This window comes from Pseudomonas sp. Fl5BN2, assembly GCF_009908205.1.
GTDB lineage: Bacteria > Pseudomonadota > Gammaproteobacteria > Pseudomonadales > Pseudomonadaceae > Aquipseudomonas.
This window is the reverse complement of record NZ_JAAARL010000002.1, coordinates 1-20,610: the sequence shown is the minus strand read 5'-3', so window position 1 is coordinate 20,610 and position 20,610 is coordinate 1. Positions and strand designations below refer to the sequence as shown.

Here is a 20,610-nt window from a genome sequence, read left to right as displayed (position 1 = left end):
TGTGTGAGGGTTGGTGGCGCGCCATTGCTGGGTTTGCGGTCACGTCGCGCCTGGTTACAGCTACCGCCCCTCGGGCTCGGTAGTGGCTGCAGCTGGTTGTGCGTCTGTTGGCGCGGACCGGCTTCTGCCCAAGCCCATAAACGATAATGCCCGCATCGCTGCGGGCATTGTTGTCGGTTGCCAATGATTACTGATCGTCGAAATAGCGCTCATGCCAATCCACCAGCGGCTGTGGCGAATTGAGCTTTTGGCCATAGATCACCGAGTAGGACAGGACGTTCTGCACATACTGGCGGGTTTCGTCGAAAGGAATGCTTTCCACCCACACGTCGAAGCTCAGGTGGTCTGCGCCCTTGAGCCACTGACGCACTCGCCCGGGGCCAGCGTTGTAGGCGGCAGAGGCCAGTACCCGGTTGCCATTGAACTGGCTGTGGACCTGGCTCAGGTAGGCGGCTCCCAGCTGAATATTCTTGTCCGGGTCCAGCACTTGCTGTGGGGAGGACAGGGGAATGCTGAATTTGCGTGCGGTTTCCTTGGCAGTGCCGGGCATCAGTTGCATCAGGCCGCTGGCGCCCACGCCGGAGCGGGCGTCGTCCATGAAGGCGCTTTCCTGGCGGGTGATGGCAAATACCCAGCTGGAATGCAGGCCGCGAACCTTGGCTTCACGCACCAGGGTGTCGCGGTGGGCCATGGGGAAGCGGATATCCAGATCGTCCCAGTACTGGGCCTGGCTGATGGTGCGAATGGCCGGGAAGTACCACTTCAGGTCGTAGGCCAGCTTGGCCTGGGCGACCATCTCGTCACGGTTGAAATGCCGGCTGACGTGGTACCACTCACGGCGCCCGTCGACGATCTGCCCGCGAGCATGGAGTTCCAGGGCGCGCCGTACGCCTGGGGTGTTGCGCACTTTGTTGATGAGGGTCTGGCTGAGCACCAGCGGCTGGTTGTTCAGCTGGTAGGGGGCCTTGGCGTGATCAGCGGCCAGGAAGCCATAGAAGTCCCGCTCTCGGGCCAGGCTCTTGAACAGTACCAGGGCCTGCGGGTTCTTCGGCTCGGCCAGTTCCAGGCTGCGAGCCTGCCAGTAGCGCCAGCGGTTAGTGGTGGCCAGGTCCTGAGGCAATTTGCGGGTCAACTGATAGGCATCTTCCCAGCGTGCAAGGCGCAGCAGCAGGCGCAGGCGCCATTCGGAGACCGTATTGTCACGCAGTTCAGGGTCGTACTTGGTCATCACGTCCAAGGCGCGACTGTCGAAGCGGCGAGCCAGGGTCAGGCCGATTTCGCGAGCGATGGCCACTTTTTCGTCACGAGAGAAGTGCATGCTGCTGGCATAGCCGTCGAGCAGGGCCATGGCCTTGTCCGGGTCCTGGCGCGCCAGGCGCCGCAAGCCGAGGCCGACCACGTCGGACATGGCTTCATCGGCCGGCTGGAAACGTGAGGGCTGGCTCAGCAGTTCGGGTTTTTGCGCCACGTCCACCAGCAGGCGGCCTTGAGGCGCCAGACTGGTCATGCTTTTTACCAGGCTGTTGGCCAGGGGGTAGTTGCGGGCTTCGGCTGCCAGCTTGGCCCGTTGCCAGCGCTTCTGTTCGGTCAGCTGGCCTTCGGCAGCCCACTGGGCGAACAGCGCGTCGCAGGCAGCCGGCTGGGATTTGCCGGTCAACCAGAGTTTCTCAGTGGCTGCGTAACCTTCGGCCTTGAGGTTGTGGCCCAGTTGGTACTGGCCGTTGAGGCAGTCCAGTTCGGTGAAGTTGAGTTTCGGATCGTAGTACTTGGTGAAGGTGGCCCAGTCGCCACGCTCCGCCAGCCAGCGCAACCAGCGCAGCTTCATCCAGTTCGCCTGGGGCAGGTCGCCATGTTCAGCGAGGAACTTCTCGATCTCGGGATTGCTGGCACTCTTCAGGCGAGCGGTGAGTTCGTCGTACGCCAGGTACGGCTCTAAGGGGTAATCGTGCAGCGCATCGGCATAACGGAAATAGGGCCCGGAATCACCCTTGGCCAGGGCGCGCTTGGCTTCATCGTAGTACTGACGTTGCAGGGTCAGGTCCGCCGCCTGGGCGGATTGGACGGCAGTGGCAGAAAGAAGCAGGCAAGATAAAAGGCTGAAAAGGCGACTGCGCATGAGACGTCCGGGCAGAGAAATCATGACTAGTGCCGACAGGGCCGGCACTGATTGTTCACTAGCTTAGCCTTTTGCCAGCAACCGGTGAAAGCTTTGCCGGCCCGCTGGCATCAGTTGGCAACAAAAGTGTGGTCGGGGCCTTCGGGCATGAAATAGCCGGCCTTCTGAGGGCGCAAGTCAGGTAGAATGCGCGCCCGGTTTTTGGAGAAGAACATGACCCTGCTCAAATTCAGCGATGTGTCCCTTGCTTTCGGCGCCATGCCGTTGTTGGACAAGGTGTCCTGGCAGATCGCCCGTGGTGAGCGGGTGTGCATCATCGGCCGTAACGGTACTGGCAAATCCAGCATGATGAAGCTGGTCAAGGGCGATCAGAAGCCCGATGACGGCTCCGTATGGCGTGCACCCGGTCTGAAGATCGGCGAGTTGCCCCAGGAATTGCCGGTGGCCGACGAGCGGACCGTGTTCGACGTGGTCGCCCAGGGCCTGGACGGTGTCGGCGAGCTGCTTGCCCAGTACCACCATTTGAGCCAGAACATCGTCACTGACGCTGATCTGGAAAAGCTGATGCATGTCCAGCACGACCTCGAAGCCCGTGACGGCTGGCGTCTGCAGCAACTGGTTGACAGCACCCTGAGCCGCCTGCAACTGCCCGCTGACAAGACCCTCGCCGAGCTGTCCGGCGGCTGGCGGCGCCGCGTACTGCTGGCCCAGGCCTTGGTCTCCGAGCCGGACCTGTTGCTGCTCGACGAACCGACCAACCACCTGGACATCGGCGCGATTGCCTGGCTGGAAGAGGCGCTGAAGGATTTCCAGGGTGCGGTGCTTTTTATTACCCACGACCGTTCCTTCCTGCAGAACCTGGCCACTCGCATCCTCGAACTGGATCGCGGCGGGCTGATCGACTGGAATGGCGACTACGCCAGTTTCCTGGTGCATAAAGAAGCCATGCTGGCGGCGGAAGAAACCGCCAACGCGCTGTTCGATAAGCGTCTGGCCCAAGAAGAAGTCTGGATTCGCCAGGGCATCAAGGCCCGACGGACTCGTAACGAAGGCCGTGTGCGTGCCCTCAAGGCACTGCGGGTTGAACGCAGCGAGCGTCGCGAGCGCACCGGCAAGGCCAATATCCTGCTGGAAACCGCAGACAAGTCCGGCAAGCAGGTGATGGTGCTGGAGAACGTCAGCTTCGCTCATCCGGGTGGCCCGTTCCTGGTCAAGGATTTCTCCATGGTCCTGCAGCGCGGTGATCGCATTGGCCTGCTGGGCGCCAACGGCACCGGCAAGACCACCCTGCTCAAGTTGATGCTCGGTGGCCTGGTGCCTAGCAGCGGCAAGGTAGAAGAGGGCACGCGGATCGATGTGGCCTATTTCGACCAGTTGCGTCACCAACTGGACCTGGAAAAGACCGTGATCGACAACGTCGCCGAAGGTCGCGACTTCATCGACATCGATGGTCAGAGCCGTCACGTGCTGAGTTACCTCGGTGACTTCCTGTTCAGCCCGCAGCGTGCCCGCACGCCGGTCAAGGCGCTGTCCGGTGGTGAGCGTGCACGACTGTTGCTGGCCAAGCTGTTCAGCAAGCCGGCCAACCTGCTGGTTCTCGACGAACCGACCAACGATCTCGACGTGGAAACCCTCGAGCTGCTGGAAGAAGTGCTGCTGACGTTCCAGGGCACTGTGCTGATGGTCAGCCACGACCGGGCCTTCCTCGACAACGTGGTTACCAGCACGCTGGTGTTTGAAGGCGAGGGCAAGGTTCGTGAATACGTTGGCGGTTATCAGGACTGGCTGCGCCAGGGCGGTTCGCCGCGGCTGCTGGGAGTGAGCGAGAACAAGTCCGGCAAGGCCGAGCTGAATTCCGCCGTAGTGCCGTCGGTGCAAGCCGAAGCGCCGGCTCCTGCACAGGAGCCGGCGGCAAAGAAGAAACTCAGCTACAAACTGCAGCGCGAGCTTGAGGCATTGCCTGGGCAGATTGATGCCATGGAGCAGCAGATTGCCGGTGTCGAGGCGGAAATGGCCGATGGCGCTTTCTATCAGCGCCCAGCGGCAGAAACCGCTGCTGTCATTGCCCGGCTGGAGCAGTTGAATGCCGAGCTGGAGCAGATGGTCGAGCGTTGGGCGGAGCTGGATGCCTGAGTGATCGACGGTTGATAAAAAAGCCCGACTTAATAGTCGGGCTTTTTGTCGGCGTGGAGGCCGGGATTTTCTGATCGGTAACTGCCTGGAGTAGGCTCAGCGTTTGGCCAGATGCACTGCCAGCACGTCACAAGGCGCGCCATGCAGGACATCATTGGCGGTGGAGCCCAGGAGAAGGGCCAGGCCATGACGGCCGTGGCTGCCAACCACGATCAGGTCGCATTCCTGTTCCTTGGCCAGGTGGTGAATCTCCTGGCGCGGTTGGCCATAAGTCAGGTGGCTGTACTCCTTGGTCAGCTCCGGATACTTGTTGATCAGCCGGTCCAGGCGCTCCTTGGCCTGGTCGAACTGCTGTTGTTGCAGTTGCGAGAGGTCCATGGGCACATCACCGCCGAACGCCATGGCCATGGGTTCGACAATGTGCACCAGGGACAGCTTGGCTCCATTGCTTACCGACAGCTCACGAGCGCGGTGGATAACAGGATCGCACTCTTCGGTTAGATCTACGGCGACCAGAACATGGTGGTAGGACATGAGGCGCTCCTCCTGAGGATTGCAATAGCTTCAAGTATGGCTGGTTTCAAGCGGGTCGGTTTCATCGTCGCCCCGCTCATCAAGAATCGAGAGTACAGATATGACGGTCTGGATAGTGGTGTCAATCCTTGCAGTGGTTCTAAGCCCGTTGGCGTGGCTGCGGCCCTCGCGCCGACAAAGCGGGCTGATCGCCTTGCGGATGGAGGCGCGCCGCATGGGTTTGGCCATGCAGTTGGCGCCTCAGGAGTGGCCGCACTGGCTGGGCCAGGAGCCGCCTAACCCTTGTCCGCAGTACCACCGGCCACGGCGTAGCCAGCAATCGGCCTGTTGGAGTTATTGGCAGGTGGCCCCGGGGAGTTGGGTCAATCAGTGGCGTGAGCCTTGTGTCGATGAGTTGTTACTCAAGCATCTGCAGTCGTTGCCGTCGGGTGTGTTCAAGGTGGAGGCTGACAAGCAGATGATCGCCTTGTACTGGAATGAACGTGGCGAAGTCAGTGTTTTGCAGGATATTGCCTCTTTGCTCAAGGCGCTGGCCTGAAACAGTAGGCGGGTGCACGCGGCAATCGCGAACGCCTGGCAATAAAAAGCCCGACATCAGCATCGGGCGGGATGGCCAGGCAGGCCGGTAAGCTCGCTTGAGCCACTCTTGAGTGGCTCTCTCTCTGCATGTTGATCACCCTCGCTGTCCGAGTGCAAGGACGGGTCAATTCTTCTTCGGATATTTCCCGAGTTTAGTTGCTCTTTGTCCCTGTTGGTGGGCGATTTAGGGCGACTTTTCTAAATATTGATCCTATGAATGGTTATAAGTGCGTGGGTGTGTTGATCATTCCGGGGCGATGAAGTGACCGCAAAGTCGCGTTTCAAACGGTATTTTGTACGATTGACAATTGTCGGGTTTTCCCTGAATGTGGCGTACCCAAATCAAACGGGCGTATGAAATGAGCGTTTGTATCTCAAGCGGCTCTATACAGAATCCCGACTATCGCGTTGGCGGGTGTGCCTGGCGGATTGGCGTTAGCATCGACGGTGACGTCAGTGTCATGCCAGAAGTCAGCGTCCGACGTGTACTGTTCAGCTTCCATATCGTGGAGATCAGTTGATGATTTACGAAGGTAAAGCCATCACGGTTAAGGCTCTTGAAAGTGGCATCGTCGAATTGAATTTCGACCTCAAGGGTGAGTCCGTCAACAAGTTCAACCGTCTAACCCTGAACGAACTGCGTCAGGCTGTTGACACCATCAAGGCAGATGCTTCGATCAAGGGCGTGATCGTCAGCAGTGGCAAGGACGTGTTCATCGTCGGTGCCGACATCACCGAGTTTGTCGACAACTTCAAGCTGCCGGATGCCGAGCTGGTGGCTGGCAACCTCGAAGCCAACAAGATCTTCAGCGATTTCGAAGACCTCAATGTACCGACCGTTGCTGCGATCAATGGCATCGCCCTGGGCGGAGGCCTGGAAATGTGCCTGGCGGCGGACTACCGCGTCATGGCTGCCAGCGCCAAGATCGGCCTGCCGGAAGTCAAACTGGGCATCTACCCTGGCTTCGGCGGTACCGTACGTCTACCGCGCCTGATCGGTGCCGACAACGCCATCGAATGGATTGCTGCCGGCAAGGAAAACCGTGCTGAAGATGCGCTGAAAGTCGGTGCCGTCGACGCTGTGGTTGCTCCCGATAAACTCAAGGACGCCGCTTTGGCCCTGGTCAAGCGCGCCATTTCCGGCGAGTTCGACTACAAGGCCAAGCGTCAGCCGAAGCTGGAAAAGCTCAAGCTCAATGCCATTGAGCAGATGATGGCTTTCGAAACCGCCAAAGGTTTCGTGGCTGGCCAGGCCGGCCCGAACTACCCGGCCCCGGTCGAAGCGATCAAGACCATCCAGAAAGCTGCCAACTTCGGTCGCGACAAGGCTCTGGAAGTGGAAGCCGCAGGCTTCGTCAAACTGGCCAAGACCTCTGCCGCTCAGAGCCTGATCGGCCTGTTCCTGAACGATCAGGAGCTGAAGAAAAAGGCCAAGGCCTATGACGAGATCGCCAAGGACGTGAAGCAGGCTGCCGTACTCGGCGCCGGTATCATGGGTGGCGGCATCGCCTATCAGTCGGCCTCCAAAGGCACGCCGATCCTGATGAAGGATATCAACGAGCACGGTATCGAGCAGGGGCTGGCGGAAGCCGCGAAACTGCTGGTGGGCCGCGTTGACAAGGGCCGCATGACTGCAGCGAAGATGGCTGAAGTGCTCAATGGCATTCGCCCTACGCTGTCCTACGGCGATTTCGGCCACGTCGACCTAGTTGTCGAAGCCGTTGTCGAGAATCCGAAGGTCAAGCAAGCCGTTCTGGCTGAAGTCGAAGAGCACGTGAAAGAGGACACTATCCTCGCCTCCAACACCTCGACGATTTCCATCAGCCTGCTGGCCAAGGCCCTCAAGCGTCCGGAAAATTTCGTTGGCATGCACTTCTTCAACCCGGTGCACATGATGCCGCTGGTTGAAGTGATTCGTGGTGAAAAATCCAGCGAGCTGGCGGTTGCCACCACCGTTGCCTACGCCAAGAAAATGGGCAAGAACCCGATCGTGGTCAATGACTGCCCGGGCTTTTTGGTCAACCGGGTGCTGTTCCCGTACTTCGGCGGTTTCGCCAAGCTGGTCAGCGCCGGTGTGGACTTCGTGCGCATCGACAAGATCATGGAAAAATTCGGCTGGCCAATGGGCCCGGCGTACCTGATGGACGTGGTCGGCATCGACACCGGCCACCACGGTCGCGATGTGATGGCTGAGGGTTTCCCGGATCGCATGAAGGATGACCGTCGTTCGGCCGTGGACGTGCTCTACGAAGCCAAGCGCCTGGGCCAGAAGAACGGCAAGGGCTTCTACGCCTACGAGACCGACAAGCGCGGCAAGCAGAAGAAGGTTGTCGATCCGTCGGTACTGGAAGTGCTCAAGCCGATCGTTTACGAGCAGCGTGAAGTCACCGACGAAGACATCATCAACTGGATGATGGTCCCGCTGTGCCTGGAAACCGTTCGTTGCCTGGAAGACGGCATCGTTGAAACTGCGGCCGAAGCTGACATGGGTCTGGTCTACGGTATTGGTTTCCCTCCATTCCGTGGCGGTGCGCTGCGTTACATCGATTCCATCGGTGTCGCCGAGTTCGTTGCCCTGGCCGACCAGTACGCCGATCTGGGCGCGCTGTACCACCCGACTGCGAAGCTGCGTGAAATGGCCAAGAACGGCCAGAGCTTCTTCGGTTAAGCGCCCACACTAGAGCGAGAGTGAACATATGAGCTTGAATCCTAGAGACGTCGTGATTGTCGACTTCGGTCGTACTCCGATGGGCCGCTCCAAGGGCGGCATGCACCGCAACACCCGCGCCGAAGACATGTCTGCGCACCTGATCAGCAAGTTGCTGGAGCGCAACGTCAAGGTTGACCCCAACGAAGTCGAGGACGTGATCTGGGGCTGCGTGAACCAGACCCTGGAGCAGGGCTGGAACATCGCCCGCATGGCTTCCCTGATGACTCAGATCCCGCACACGGCTGCAGGTCAAACCGTCAGCCGCCTGTGTGGCTCGTCCATGAGCGCTCTGCACACTGCTGCACAAGCGATCATGACCGGCAACGGTGACGTGTTCGTCGTGGGTGGCGTCGAGCATATGGGCCACGTGAGCATGATGCACGGTGTCGATCCGAACCCGCACATGTCCCTGTACGCGGCGAAAGCCTCGGGCATGATGGGGCTGACCGCCGAGATGCTGGGCAAGATGCATGGCATCACTCGTGAAGCCCAGGACGCCTTTGGCGTGCGTTCCCACCAACTCGCCCACAAGGCGACCGTGGAAGGCAAGTTCAAGGATGAAATCATCCCGATGCAGGGTTATGACGAGAACGGTTTCCTGAAGCTGTTCGACTACGACGAAACCATTCGTCCCGAGACCACCCTGGAAAGCCTGGCGGCGTTGAAGCCAGCGTTCAATCCGAAGGGCGGTACTGTGACTGCCGGTACTTCGTCGCAGATCACTGATGGTGCCTCGTGCATGATCGTGATGTCGGCCCAGCGTGCCCAGGACCTGGGCATCCAGCCGATGGCGGTGATCCGTTCGATGGCAGTGGCGGGTGTGGATCCGGCCATCATGGGCTATGGTCCAGTACCGGCCACGCAGAAAGCCCTGAAGCGTGCGGGCCTGGGGATCGCCGATATCGACTTCTTCGAGCTCAACGAAGCTTTCGCAGCACAGGCCCTGCCAGTGCTGAAAGATTTGAAAGTGCTCGACAAGATGAACGAGAAGGTTAACCTGCACGGCGGCGCGATCGCCTTGGGTCACCCATTCGGTTGCTCCGGTGCGCGTATCTCCGGGACCTTGCTCAACGTCATGAAGCAGAATGGCGGCACCTTCGGTGTGTCCACCATGTGCATCGGCCTTGGCCAGGGCATCTCGACCGTCTTCGAACGCGTGTAAGCGTCTGGTTGATGGAAGCCGGGGCCCAGTGCCCCGGTTTTTGTTTTTCTGAAGATTTATTTGTTTTTTTTAAAAGTTTTCCACGAAGGCCAGAGCATGCAGTTACAACCCGGGCTCTATCAGCATTACAAGGGGCCGCAGTACCGCGTTTTCAGCGTTGCGCGGCACTCGGAAACGGAAGAAGAAGTGGTGTTTTACCAAGCCCTGTATGGCGATTACGGCTTTTGGGTGCGGCCCTTGAGCATGTTCCTGGAGTCGGTCGAAGTTGACGGCGAGCAGGTCCCGCGCTTTGCTTTGGTGCAGGTCGAACCCAGTCTTTTTTTACCGGCATAAGCGCAGGTCGCGCAGTACCCTGCGCTTGACCTCACCTTGTTGCCACTATATATAGCGGTGCCGCGTCAGGCGCCAACCGCCTTTCACTTCTCGAATTCAGGAATTTTCTGATCCATGGGCAAATCGCTGGTCATTGTGGAATCCCCGGCTAAGGCCAAGACCATCAACAAGTACTTGGGTAACCAATACGTGGTGAAGTCGAGTATCGGCCATATCCGAGACCTGCCCACCAGCGGTTCGGCAAGTGCCGCCAAAGAGCCAGCCGCGAAGCGTGGCAAGGCTGCCGCTGGTGAGGCGCCCGCGCTTTCGCCTAAAGAGAAAGCGCGCAAGCAGCTGGTCTCGCGCATGGGTGTTGATCCGGAACATGGCTGGAAAGCCAAGTACGAGATCCTTCCAGGCAAGGAAAAGGTCATCGAAGAGCTGCGCCGGCTCGCCAAGGATGCTGACACCATCTATCTCGCAACGGACTTGGACCGCGAGGGGGAGGCAATTGCCTGGCACCTGCGGGAAGCCATTGGTGGTGATGACAGCCGTTATAAGCGCGTGGTGTTCAACGAAATCACCAAGAAAGCTATTCAAGAGGCGTTTTCCAAGCCGGGTGAGCTGGATATTCATCGGGTCAATGCGCAGCAGGCCCGACGCTTCCTCGACCGCGTTGTGGGTTACATGGTCTCGCCACTGTTGTGGGCGAAGATCGCCCGCGGCTTGTCGGCCGGTCGTGTGCAATCGGTAGCAGTGAAGCTGGTGGTAGAGCGCGAGCGTGAGATTCGTGCCTTCATCCCGGAAGAATACTGGGAAATACACGCGGATCTTGGTACCGCCAAGGGTTCGAATGTGCGTTTTGAAGTGGCTCGTGAAAACGGTGAAGCCTTCAAGCCGCTCAATGAGACCCAGGCCATGGCTGCCCTGGAGAAGCTCAAGGCGTCGGCCTACAGCGTTGCCAAGCGCGAAGACAAGCCCACCAGCAGCAAGCCGTCGGCACCGTTCATTACTTCCACCCTGCAGCAGGCCGCGAGCAACCGCCTGGGCTTCGGGGTGAAGAAGACCATGATGATGGCTCAGCGTCTGTATGAAGCGGGCTACATCACCTATATGCGTACCGACTCGACCAACCTTTCGGCTGACGCCGTGACGATGGCGCGTACTTATATTGAAGGCGAGTTCGGCAAGAAGTACCTGCCGGAAAACCCGAATGTCTACAGCAGCAAGGAAGGTGCGCAAGAGGCTCACGAAGCGATTCGCCCTTCCGACGCCAACACCGAGCCAAGCAAGCTGTCGGGCATGGAGCGTGACGCTGAGCGTCTCTACGAGCTGATCTGGCGTCAGTTCCTGGCTTGCCAGATGCTGCCAGCGCAGTACCTGTCTACCACCGTCAGTGTTGCTGCGGGTGGCTTCGAACTGCGTGCCAAGGGTCGCATCCTCAAGTTCGACGGCTACACCCGGGTCATGCCGCAAATGGCCAAGCCGGGCGATGACGATGTGCTGCCGGAAATGGCTCAGGGCGAAGTGTTGAAGCTGATCAAGCTCGACCCGAGCCAGCACTTCACCAAGCCGCCGGCGCGCTACTCCGAAGCCAGCCTGGTGAAGGAAATGGAAAAGCGCGGTATCGGTCGTCCATCGACCTACGCTGCGATCATTTCGACCATTCAGGATCGCGGTTATGTGACTTTGCACAACCGTCGTTTCTACTCGGAAAAAATGGGCGACATCGTCACCGAGCGTCTTTCCGAGAGTTTCTCCAATCTCATGGACTACGGCTTCACCGCCGGCATGGAAGAGAACCTCGATGACGTGGCTCAGGGCGAGCGCGACTGGAAGAATGTGCTCGACGAGTTCTACGGCGACTTCAAGAAGAAGCTCGAAGTGGCCGAGAGCGCTGAAAGCGGCATGCGCGCCAACCAGCCGGTGATGACCGACATTCCGTGCCAGACCTGCGGTCGGCCTATGCAGATCCGTACTGCGTCGACTGGCGTGTTCCTTGGCTGCTCGGGTTATAGCCTGCCGCCTAAGGAGCGTTGCAAGGCCACCGTCAACCTGGTGCCGGGTGACGAGATCGCTGCAGACGATGAGGGTGAGTCCGAATCCCTGGTGCTGCGCGGAAAACACCGTTGCCCAATCTGCAGCACGGCGATGGATGCTTACCTGCTGGACGAGAAGCGCAAGCTGCACATCTGCGGTAACAACCCGGATTGCGCCGGCTACGAGATCGAAGAAGGCAGTTACCGGATCAAGGGGTATGAGGGGCCGAGCCTGGAGTGCGACAAGTGCGGCAGTGAGATGCAGCTCAAGACCGGCCGTTTTGGCAAGTTCTTCGGCTGCACCAACCCGACCTGCAAGAACACTCGCAAGTTGCTGAAGAGTGGTGATGCGGCGCCACCGAAGATGGATCCGGTGAAGATGCCTGAGCTGAAGTGTGAGAAGGTCAACGACACCTACATCTTGCGCGATGGTGCATCGGGTCTGTTCCTGGCCGCCAGCCAGTTCCCGAAAAACCGCGAGACCCGTGCGCCGTTGGTGCTTGAGCTGATCCCGCACAAGGACGAAATCGATCCGAAGTATCACTTTCTCTGCGAAGCGCCGAAGAAGGATCCGGATGGCCGTCCAGCAGTGGTGCGTTACAGCCGCAAGACTAAGGAGCAGTACGTACAGACCGAGGTCGATGGTAAGCCCACCGGCTGGCGTGCCTTCTACGACGGCGGCAGCTGGAAGGTCGAAGACAAACGCACCAAGTGACAGGGGCGCCGAGACTTGTTTCTCGGCGCGCTGTTGGACAAGGCCGCATGAAGCCCCCAGGTCTCATGCGGCCTTTCTTTTGGCTTGCGGCAAGTCGGAGTGATCCCTGAAACTGTGCCATCCGCATTCGGTTCTCTCTCCTGGTGGAGGCTGCCTATATGGCCCACGAGCTCTATACCCGTACCAATCAGAAAATCTATTTTGCCGGCTTGTCGCTGGAGGTTTTGGCCCGCGCTGAAGAGGCGCGGGCGATGAATGCTCAGGCGCAGGTTCAGGCAGGTCGTGAGTCGGTGTTGTTTCATCTGTACGGAGCCTTGCTGGGGCTTTGCCATGAAATTGCCGGGTTCTACAGGTTGCCACAGGCCAATGCCGCTCGTGTCGAGCAGATCCTCAGCCGTGAGGTGCTGGAGAGCATTGCCATTCCTGAGTTGGCGGAGTTGCTGGAGCTGGCGAATAGTCCGCAAACCTGGCTGGCTCAGCTGTTGTCGGCCTATGGCGCGCTGTTCCAGCCGCCCCGTGCGCCGCACAAGCCCAAGGGTGATGTGACTCAGCCACTGATTGTGGCAGTCAACCTGGATGAGCAGGAGCCGGAAGAGGAACTGAGTCGGGAAGAGCTGGAGAGCTGGCGGCAGAACCTCAAGGCTCTGGCGATTCGCTTTCGTGATGGTCTGAACGAGTGTTGAGGCTGATCGCCGGTTGATTCGACGTTCGATGATTTGATCAAGGATGAGTCATGCTGTTTTTTTTACGTGATCAGGCGCTGGTTCGCCTGCTGGACGATAGTCAGGTGCGGGTCACTCGCGCCCGGTCCAAGGCGGATCTGCTGGAAGTGCTCGACAGGCTCGAGATATTCCCTGGCGGGCTGGAGTTTGACCATGTGCAGTCAATAGCGCTGCTGGTCCTGGCCATTGCTTCGTTCGCTGCCTTGCTGTTGATGGATGACATGGGGGTCATGTTCTGGGTGGGCTTGGCTTGCTGTTTCTTCAGCTACTACGTCAGGAAGGGGTTGTCTGGCTCGTTGACGGGGCTGGCGTCGAATATCGCCCGCAAGTGTGCGCTATTCAGTAATGACCTGAGTGAAGTCGATAGTGACGCAGACTGGTGCCTGAAGAGGCTGAACAACGAGTTTGTTGATTACGACCGAGGTAATGAGCGTCGCTATATCGTGGAGTCGATCCAGGGCATTTACCACGGAGTCCGGCACTCGTTGGCGTTCGAGTATTACCATCTGCAGTACGTGAGCTCGCGAAGCGAACGTGGAGCAGGCGGCAGCTACAATACGGTCTATGAGACCTTCAGTCGCTATAGCCTGGTACTGGATTTTCCCTGGGTCAGAGGCATTTCGGCCCTGACCGACCCCCAGGAACGATCATTGACAGGTCGGCGCTTCAAGGTTGATTGCGACGATTTCAATCAGGCTTTTGTGTTGCGCGGCAGTGACCAGGCCTGTTGCACGAGCTTCGCCACGCCTGCGATCCAGCTCTTCTTGATGGGGCTTGCACGCCGCCTGGAAAAAGTGAACCTGGAATTTTCCAGCCAGGGGCGACTGTGCCTGAGCTTCGACGATGCCGAAGTCATGGCTTATGCCGATCCCGGGCCGCTCAGCGATCTTCCGTCCTTTCGTGAGCGGATCAAGGCGGGTATCGAATTGCCGGGGTTGTACCCGATATTGGAGCTGGTGCATCGGCTGGCGGAGTTGCAGGAGCCCGCTCCTGAGTTTTCCTTGGTCGTTGCCGAGGGAATAGGGCAGTAACGGCTGGAAGGGTGGTTGGCCTTGATTAGGGGGATATAGGCGGAGAGTTGTGCTGGTGAGTCAGTTAAGCTTGCTCAAGATCCCGAGCGAGGGCGGGGCGATGACTGATATAATCCCGCCCTTTCGTGGAGAACAGACTTTTATGCCAACGTCCTTTCTAGAAATTGTCGAGTTGCCAGACGGTCGTATCGAGCTGCGCAGAGCTGAGGACGAGGGTTCTCTGGTTACTTTGGATTTCTCCGAGGACGCCAAAGCCTTTCTGCAAGGTCAGCATGTGGAAGTGGCCAAGGCCATGTTGAGCGTCGGCGTACAGATGGCTGGTCGCTTGGTTGAGGGTGAAATCGACAAGGAAGACGGTCCGCGGGTTCTTCACTAAGTCCGTTTATCGGTTTTCTTCTTGCTGCTCGTCGTATTTGTTTCGGCTTCTCAATCCTGGAGAAGCCTTGCGCCATTCAGGCGAATTTCCAGCGACTTTCCGGTGTTTATCCCAGGCGAATATTCAGGCTTTGCGCATCGCCTGTGCGTGCGGCGCTGATCAGCTGTTGCCGGGCGCCGCCGCTCAGTGGGTTCAACCAGCTGACCACCGTATGGCTGCGGCCCAGGCGCAGGGCTTCACAGGCCAGCTGTTGCGGGCTCTGGTTGCCGCGGGGGTGTAGCAGCAGAATACGTTCGCGATTCAGTCCGGCGTCCCGCAACCAGCTCTGGGTCAGGCTAGAGGGAGGGGCGATCAGGGTTAACCAGCGGGCGTCCTGATCCTGACTCAGTTCCCTGAGGATCGGTGCCAGGAGGTTCAGGCAGTTCCCGGTGGCACCGCGTAACGACAGTTCGCTGAAAGCTTCTGGATCTTTGTTCCAGGGCGATTCGACTACTTCCTTGAGCGCTGGCGCCAATGGCTGGAGCAGAAACGCTTCGAACAGTGGCAGTTGTGCTTGCTGTGGTGTGTGGGGGAACTGCATGGAGCCTCCTTTAGCGGCGAATGACGCCGACACTCAAGCCTTCGATCACCAGTTCCTGGTCTTTCAGGTTGACTTCGATGGGGGCGAATTCAGGGTTCTCGGCCATCAGCCAGACTTTGCTGCCTTCGCGCTTGAAGCGCTTGACCGTGACCTCGTCACCGATGCGCGCCACCACTACTTGGCCGTTGCGGACTTCGCGAGTGGTGTGGACCGCCAACAGGTCGCCGTCGAAGATACCAATGTCCTTCATGCTCATGCCGTGGACCCGAAGCAGGTAATCGGCACGGGGATGGAAGAAGGCCGGGTTGATGTTGCAGGACTCTTCGATGTGCTGCTGGGCCAGGATCGGTGCGCCGGCAGCGACACGGCCGATGATGGGCAGCGAGTCGTCAGTCTTGGCCTCGAAACCGGGAATGCGGATCCCGCGGGAGGCTCCGGGAGTCATCTCGATCGCGCCTTTGCGGGCCAGGGCCTTGAGGTGTTCTTCTGCGGCATTGGGGGATTTGAACCCCAGTTCCTGCGCAATTTCGGCGCGGGTAGGCGGGTAGCCGTTGTCTTCAAGGCAGCGTTTGATAAAAGCCAGAATCTCAGCTTGGCGTGGCGTCAGTTTTAGCATGTCGATCGCTCTGTCTTTTTATACAGTGACTGGGATTATATACAGTGAACGTCGCTTGGCAATCCTCCTTTTCCCATGGTTGGCCGGGAGGTTGTCATCCAAGTGTCGGAGTCCGCCGCCGAAGGCTGGCTACAGTGGCCGGCAGGTGTGATTAAATAGCGCGCCGAATGGCCTCTGGGGAGGCTTGCAGGCTTGACATTGCAGAGCCTGAAACGTATGTTTCAAACAAGTGTTTGTCAGGCGGAGTAGCCATGGCCCAGTCGGAAACCGTTGAACGCATTCTCGATGCTGCCGAGCAGTTGTTCGCGGAAAAAGGTTTTGCCGAGACCTCGTTGCGGCTGATCACCAGCAAGGCCGGGGTCAACCTGGCAGCGGTCAACTATCATTTCGGTTCCAAAAAGGCCCTTATCCAGGCGGTGTTCTCGCGTTTTCTCGGGCCGTTCTGCATCAGCCTCGATCGCGAGCTGGAGCGACGCCAGTCCAAGCCGGACAACAAGCCGAGCCTGGAAGAACTGCTGGAGATCCTCGTCGAGCAGGCGTTGGTAGTGCAGCCGCGTAGCGGCAATGACCTGTCGATCTTCATGCGCCTGCTAGGGCTGGCCTTCAGTCAGAGCCAGGGGCATTTGCGGCGTTATCTGGAAGACATGTACGGCAAGGTGTTTCGCCGTTACATGCTGCTGGTCAACGAAGCAGCGCCGCGCATTCCACCCATCGAGCTGTTCTGGCGCGTTCACTTCATGCTGGGTGCGGCGGCGTTCAGCATGTCGGGGATCAAGGCATTGCGGGCCATCGCCGAGACCGATTTCGGGGTCAATACCTCGATTGAGCAGGTCATGCGCTTGATGGTGCCGTTTCTCGCAGCGGGCATGCGTGCCGAAACCGGTGTCACGGACGAAGCCATGGCCAGCGCCCAGCTCAAGCCGCGCAGCAAGTTAGCCCCGGCAGTCGCCAAGGCTTGACCTCACGGCTGGGCGCGACAGCTTACATCCGCTAAGCTAGCCGCCCATGCCGATTCTTGTTTTATACCCCCTGTGCCTTCTCCTCTCGCCGACGCCGATTGGCCCGGTTGCATCCGTGGCGGATCCGGCCCTGTCTGCGTTCATTGGAATCCATCGTTGATGGTGCGCGCATCTGTGCTTAAGGAATGTTTATGACCGCTGGCCTGCAAGGCTCCTTGATGGTGGACGTCGCCGGTACCTGGCTGACGGCTGAAGATCGCCAACTCCTGCGTCATCCGGAAGTGGGCGGCCTGATCATATTTGCCCGCAATATTGAGCATCCGCGCCAGGTGCGTGAACTCAGCGCGGCAATTCGCGCGATTCGTCCGGACCTGCTACTGGCGGTGGATCAGGAGGGGGGCCGGGTGCAGCGGCTGCGTCAGGGCTTTGTCCGCCTGCCGGCCATGCGCGCCCTGGCGGACAATCCGAATGCCGAGTACTTGGCCGAGCAATGTGGCTGGATCATGGCCACCGAAGTGCTGGCAGTGGGTTTGGACCTGAGTTTCGCTCCAGTCCTGGACCTTGATCACCAGCGCAGCGCGGTGGTGGGCAGTCGTGCTTTCGAGGGGGATCCCGAGCTGGCGGCGCTGCTGGCCGGGGCCTTTATCCGTGGTATGAACGGTGCTGGCATGGCTGCTACCGGCAAGCATTTTCCGGGGCACGGCTGGGCCGAAGCCGACTCCCATGTGGCAATTCCCAGCGACGAGCGCAGCTTGGATGAAATCCGTGCCAAGGACCTGCTGCCGTTCGCCCGCCTGAGCAGGCAACTGGCGGCAGTTATGCCAGCCCATGTCATCTACCCACAAGTCGATCCGCAGCCGGCAGGCTTCTCCCGCCGCTGGCTGCAGGACATTCTGCGTGGCGAGCTGCAATTCGATGGGGTCATCTTCAGCGATGACTTGTCCATGGCCGGTGCTCATGTGGTGGGGGATGCGGCGAGCCGCATCGAAGCTGCGCTGTCCGCCGGTTGCGACATGGGCCTGGTGTGCAACGATCGCGCGGCGGCTGAGTTGGCCCTCAGCGCGGTGCAGCGCCTGAAGGTGCGGCCGTCGCCGCGCATCGCGCGAATGCGTGGCCAGGCTGTTGCCAGTGTCGAGTACAAGCAGGCACCTCGCTGGCTTACCGCACTGGGTGCGCTGAGGGCCGCTCAACTGATTGATTGAGGGCGCTTGGCATTGGTGTCTTGCGCTTGTCGGTGAGCGAGGTGGCAGTTGAGGCTGTTGCCTCGACATGGCTGACAGATCATGACGTTCGCAGTGCAGTCATCGTCGGCTGCACTGTGGACGCTGGCTCGTCCTCAGCTGTTTAGCGGGCTGCTTGTTTATCCGGCAGCGGAGCGAACAGTGCTTCGATATCTTCGTTCTGCAGCTTCCAATCACCGGCCTTGCGGCCATCCAATACGCCTGCTGCGAGGTCCGATTTCTCCTGTTGCAGGTGCTGGATCTTCTCTTCCACGGTGCCCCGGGCAATCAGCTTGTAGACGAATACCGGTTTTTCCTGGCCAATGCGATAGGCGCGGTCGGTGGCCTGGCTCTCGGTTGCCGGGTTCCACCAGGGATCGTAGTGAATCACGGTGTCGGCCTCGGTCAGGTTGAGACCGACGCCGCCGGCCTTGAGGCTGATAAGGAAAATCTGCAGCTTGCCGCTCTGGAAGTCGCGCACCGGTGTACGTCGGTCCCGGGTCTGGCCGGTAAGCAGGGCGTAGGCGATGTTGCGTCGTTTCAGCTCAGCCTCAATCAGGCTCAGCATTGAGGTGAACTGCGAGAACAGGAGGATGCGCCGACCCTCTTCGAACAACTCCTCGAGCATCTCCATCAGGCTGTCGAGCTTGCCCGATGTACTGCCCCGTGCCGGTGGCGAATCGTTGACCAGGCGCAGGTCGCAGCACACCTGACGCAGCTTGAGCAGCGCTTCGAGAATGATGATCTGACTGCGGGCCACGCCCTTGCGGGTGATTTCGTCGCGGACTTTCTTGTCCATGGCCAGGCGCATGGTTTCGTAGACGTCACGCTGCGCTTCGTTGAGCTCGACCCAGTGGATGATCTCGGTCTTGGGCGGCAGCTCGGTTGCCACTTGTTCCTTGGTTCTGCGCAGGAGGAAAGGCTTGATCCGGCCATTCAGGTGCTGCAGGCGTACTTCACTGGCATGCTTTTCGATCGGCACCCGATAGTCGCGGTTGAAGCTCTTGGCGTCACCAAGCCAGCCCGGCAGCAGGAAGTGGAACAGTGACCAGAGTTCTCCCAGGTGGTTCTCCAGGGGCGTGCCGGACAGGCACAGGCGTTGGCGGGCATTGAGGTCCCGGGCAGCCTGGGCGGCCTTGCTCGACGGGTTCTTGATGTACTGCGCCTCGTCGAGGATCAGTACATGCAAGGGTTGTGCGGCCAGTTGTTCGATGTCCTTGGGCAGCAACGCGTAGGTGGTCAGCAGCAGGTCGTAATCGGCCAGCTGCCCGAAGTGCTTTTTGCGCCCGGCTCCGTACAGGGCCAGGACCTTGAGCTGCGGGGTGAAGTGCGCCGCTTCGTCCAGCCAGTTGGGAATCAGGCTGGTGGGCATGACTACCATGCAGGGTCGGTCCAGGCGGCCGGCGTTTTTCTCGCTGAGGATGTGCGCCAGGGTCTGCAGGGTTTTGCCCAGGCCCATGTCGTCGGCGAGGATGCCGCCGACTTCCAGCTGACGCAGTGACTGCATCCAGCTCAAGCCTTCCTGCTGGTAAGGGCGCAGAGTCGCGTTCAAACCCTCCGGGACCGGTGCCGAGTAGTCCTTGATGTCCCGCAGGCGCTGGGCAAAGGTGCGGATGTGCTCGCCGCCCTCCCAGAGCAGTGGCAGGTCCTGCAACGGGTTCAGGCGTATGGCGTCGGCGCTGCTCAGGCGCAGGGTGGTCTCGCCAGGTTCTTGCAGATAGAACTCACCCAGGGTCGCCAGCACCGGCTTCAGGCGCCCGTACGGCAGTGCCACTTGCAGCGGGCCATGCGCGGAGTTGGGGCGATGGGGAATGTTCACCAGGATCAGTTCGTCATCGCGACGCCTGGCCAGGCGCTCTGGGTTGAGGATCTCGGTGTGGGAGCGCATCAGGTTGAGCAGGATGGGCAGAAGGCTCAGGCGTTCGCCGTTGACGATGATCCCCAGCTCCAGATCGAACCAGTCACGTCCGGGGGCTTCGTCGACACTGGCGTACCAGTCGTCCACTGCTGTCAGGTCGAAACCGAAGTCTTCATCGATCTGCAACTCCCAGTTCTGGCTGCGCAGCTTGGGCAGTTCATTGAGAGTGAAGGTTAGCCAGGCGCTGTCATTGGTCATCTCGAACAGATCGCCGGCGCTTTCCGGCAGGGCCTTGCTCTGTCGGGTGGCGATCTTGAAGCCCAGGCTCCGCAGTTGCTCGCGGTAGCCTTGTTCCATCTCCGGCTGGCGTTTGATCCGCAGGGTCTGGTGTTCCTGGCGGATGATCAGGTCGGCATTTTTCTGGCCGCTGACGTACTCGCCCCTATAGTTGAACGACAGCGCGGCGCGGTGCTGGATATAGCGCTGCATCTTGCCGTTGCGTGGTTCGAAGGCGCTGAATTCGATGCTCGCCAGCCACAGGCGCGGCACTGGCTGGACATCCTCCAGCAACTGTTGTGGCAGCGCTGCAGGGCGACGGCTGTCGAGGACGGCAGAAAGTTTCTCCAGCAGCTCGGCGTCTTTTGCCGCCGCCGGGTAGGCCAAGGTTTCTTCCACTTGCATCAGGACTGCGGCGACGTGCTTGCAGTTGCTGTGGACCGGACAGCTACAGTGCCCGTCGATCAGCAGCAGGTTGCCTTTGCTCGACTCACGCAGGCTGATGGTCTGCCGATAGACGTTGCCGCCAGAGCCTTCGCAGCTGGCATTGATAGCGCTGTCTCCAGCGCTGACGATACGCACGCGTTTATCCAGGGCGTAGCGTCGGCCGCGCTCCAAGGTTTGTTCCTTGAAGCGATTGATCCAGGACGGGGCGAGGGGTTTGGTCAGGGG

The 20,610-nt window shown here is 59.7% G+C and carries 17 protein-coding genes; 11 read left to right on the top strand and 6 right to left on the bottom strand.

All coding sequences use genetic code 11. The features are described 5' to 3' along the window. Positions 1–187: 187 nt before the first annotated feature. On the bottom strand, positions 188–2,116 hold the full coding sequence (locus GV819_RS02450) for a transglycosylase SLT domain-containing protein (protein WP_161753159.1): 1,929 nt from the start codon (positions 2,114–2,116) through the stop codon (positions 188–190). A 213-nt stretch (positions 2,117–2,329) separates the two neighbouring features. Here GV819_RS02450 and GV819_RS02445 point away from each other — a divergent pair, with 213 nt between their 5' ends. After that, positions 2,330–4,249 carry an ATP-binding cassette domain-containing protein gene (locus GV819_RS02445; protein ID WP_161753157.1) on the top strand — a complete coding sequence of 640 codons (1,920 nt, stop codon included), beginning with the start codon at positions 2,330–2,332 and terminating at the stop codon, positions 4,247–4,249. 96 nt (positions 4,250–4,345) lie between these two features. On the opposite strand, the gene GV819_RS02440 is transcribed toward GV819_RS02445, so the two are convergent. Both GV819_RS02440 and GV819_RS33070 read right to left on the bottom strand, forming a co-directional pair. Next, the gene (locus tag GV819_RS02440; RefSeq protein WP_161753155.1) at positions 4,346–4,783 is read right to left on the bottom strand and encodes a universal stress protein; all 438 of its coding nucleotides are present in this window, start codon (positions 4,781–4,783) and stop codon (positions 4,346–4,348) included. 30 nt (positions 4,784–4,813) lie between these two features. Continuing rightward, positions 4,814–5,011: a hypothetical protein gene (locus GV819_RS33070; RefSeq protein ID WP_256667351.1), complete on the bottom strand. Its 198-nt coding sequence runs from the start codon at positions 5,009–5,011 to the stop codon at positions 4,814–4,816. Here GV819_RS33070 and GV819_RS02435 point away from each other — a divergent pair. From GV819_RS02435 to GV819_RS02400, 8 genes are all read left to right on the top strand, one after another. Next, complete coding sequence (locus tag GV819_RS02435; RefSeq protein WP_368668868.1) at positions 4,917–5,321, top strand: hypothetical protein; 405 nt, start codon at positions 4,917–4,919, stop codon at positions 5,319–5,321. The two genes, GV819_RS33070 and GV819_RS02435, sit on opposite strands and share 95 nt — an antisense overlap. Positions 5,322–5,882: 561 nt before the next feature. Next, entirely contained in the window at positions 5,883–8,030 is a 2,148-nt protein-coding gene (gene fadB, locus GV819_RS02430) for a fatty acid oxidation complex subunit alpha FadB (RefSeq protein ID WP_161753151.1), read from the top strand. A gap of 28 nt (positions 8,031–8,058) precedes the next feature. Further along, positions 8,059–9,234, top strand: a complete 1,176-nt coding sequence (fadA, locus tag GV819_RS02425) for an acetyl-CoA C-acyltransferase FadA (RefSeq protein ID WP_161753149.1) — start codon at positions 8,059–8,061, stop codon at positions 9,232–9,234. A gap of 96 nt (positions 9,235–9,330) precedes the next feature. Further along, positions 9,331–9,567 carry a DUF1653 domain-containing protein gene (locus GV819_RS02420; protein WP_161753147.1) on the top strand — a complete coding sequence of 79 codons (237 nt, stop codon included), beginning with the start codon at positions 9,331–9,333 and terminating at the stop codon, positions 9,565–9,567. Between the two features lie 114 nt (positions 9,568–9,681). Further along, entirely contained in the window at positions 9,682–12,300 is a 2,619-nt protein-coding gene (gene topA / locus GV819_RS02415; protein WP_161753145.1) for a type I DNA topoisomerase, read from the top strand. A 158-nt stretch (positions 12,301–12,458) separates the two neighbouring features. Then, positions 12,459–12,983 carry a DUF6586 family protein gene (locus GV819_RS02410; RefSeq protein ID WP_161753143.1) on the top strand — a complete coding sequence of 175 codons (525 nt, stop codon included), beginning with the start codon at positions 12,459–12,461 and terminating at the stop codon, positions 12,981–12,983. Positions 12,984–13,033: 50 nt separating this feature from the next. Continuing rightward, the gene (locus GV819_RS02405; RefSeq protein ID WP_161753141.1) at positions 13,034–14,053 is read left to right on the top strand and encodes a hypothetical protein; all 1,020 of its coding nucleotides are present in this window, start codon (positions 13,034–13,036) and stop codon (positions 14,051–14,053) included. A 142-nt stretch (positions 14,054–14,195) separates the two neighbouring features. Next, entirely contained in the window at positions 14,196–14,429 is a 234-nt protein-coding gene (locus tag GV819_RS02400; RefSeq protein WP_011060267.1) for a hypothetical protein, read from the top strand. A 106-nt stretch (positions 14,430–14,535) separates the two neighbouring features. Here GV819_RS02400 and sulA read toward each other — a convergent pair whose 3' ends face one another. Further along, positions 14,536–15,009: an SOS-induced cell division inhibitor SulA gene (gene sulA, locus GV819_RS02395; protein ID WP_161753139.1), complete on the bottom strand. Its 474-nt coding sequence runs from the start codon at positions 15,007–15,009 to the stop codon at positions 14,536–14,538. A gap of 10 nt (positions 15,010–15,019) precedes the next feature. Further along, positions 15,020–15,625: a transcriptional repressor LexA gene (lexA, locus tag GV819_RS02390; RefSeq protein WP_161753137.1), complete on the bottom strand. Its 606-nt coding sequence runs from the start codon at positions 15,623–15,625 to the stop codon at positions 15,020–15,022. A 251-nt stretch (positions 15,626–15,876) separates the two neighbouring features. Between lexA and GV819_RS02385 the strand changes: the two genes are divergently transcribed. Next, positions 15,877–16,584: a TetR/AcrR family transcriptional regulator gene (locus GV819_RS02385; RefSeq protein ID WP_161753135.1), complete on the top strand. Its 708-nt coding sequence runs from the start codon at positions 15,877–15,879 to the stop codon at positions 16,582–16,584. A 203-nt stretch (positions 16,585–16,787) separates the two neighbouring features. Then, the gene (gene nagZ, locus GV819_RS02380) at positions 16,788–17,786 is read left to right on the top strand and encodes a beta-N-acetylhexosaminidase (RefSeq protein ID WP_178125928.1); all 999 of its coding nucleotides are present in this window, start codon (positions 16,788–16,790) and stop codon (positions 17,784–17,786) included. A gap of 142 nt (positions 17,787–17,928) precedes the next feature. Here the strand turns inward: nagZ and GV819_RS02375 are convergent, their stop codons facing one another. Next, the gene (locus GV819_RS02375; protein ID WP_256667338.1) at positions 17,929–20,607 is read right to left on the bottom strand and encodes a DEAD/DEAH box helicase; all 2,679 of its coding nucleotides are present in this window, start codon (positions 20,605–20,607) and stop codon (positions 17,929–17,931) included. Positions 20,608–20,610: the final 3 nt, after the last annotated feature.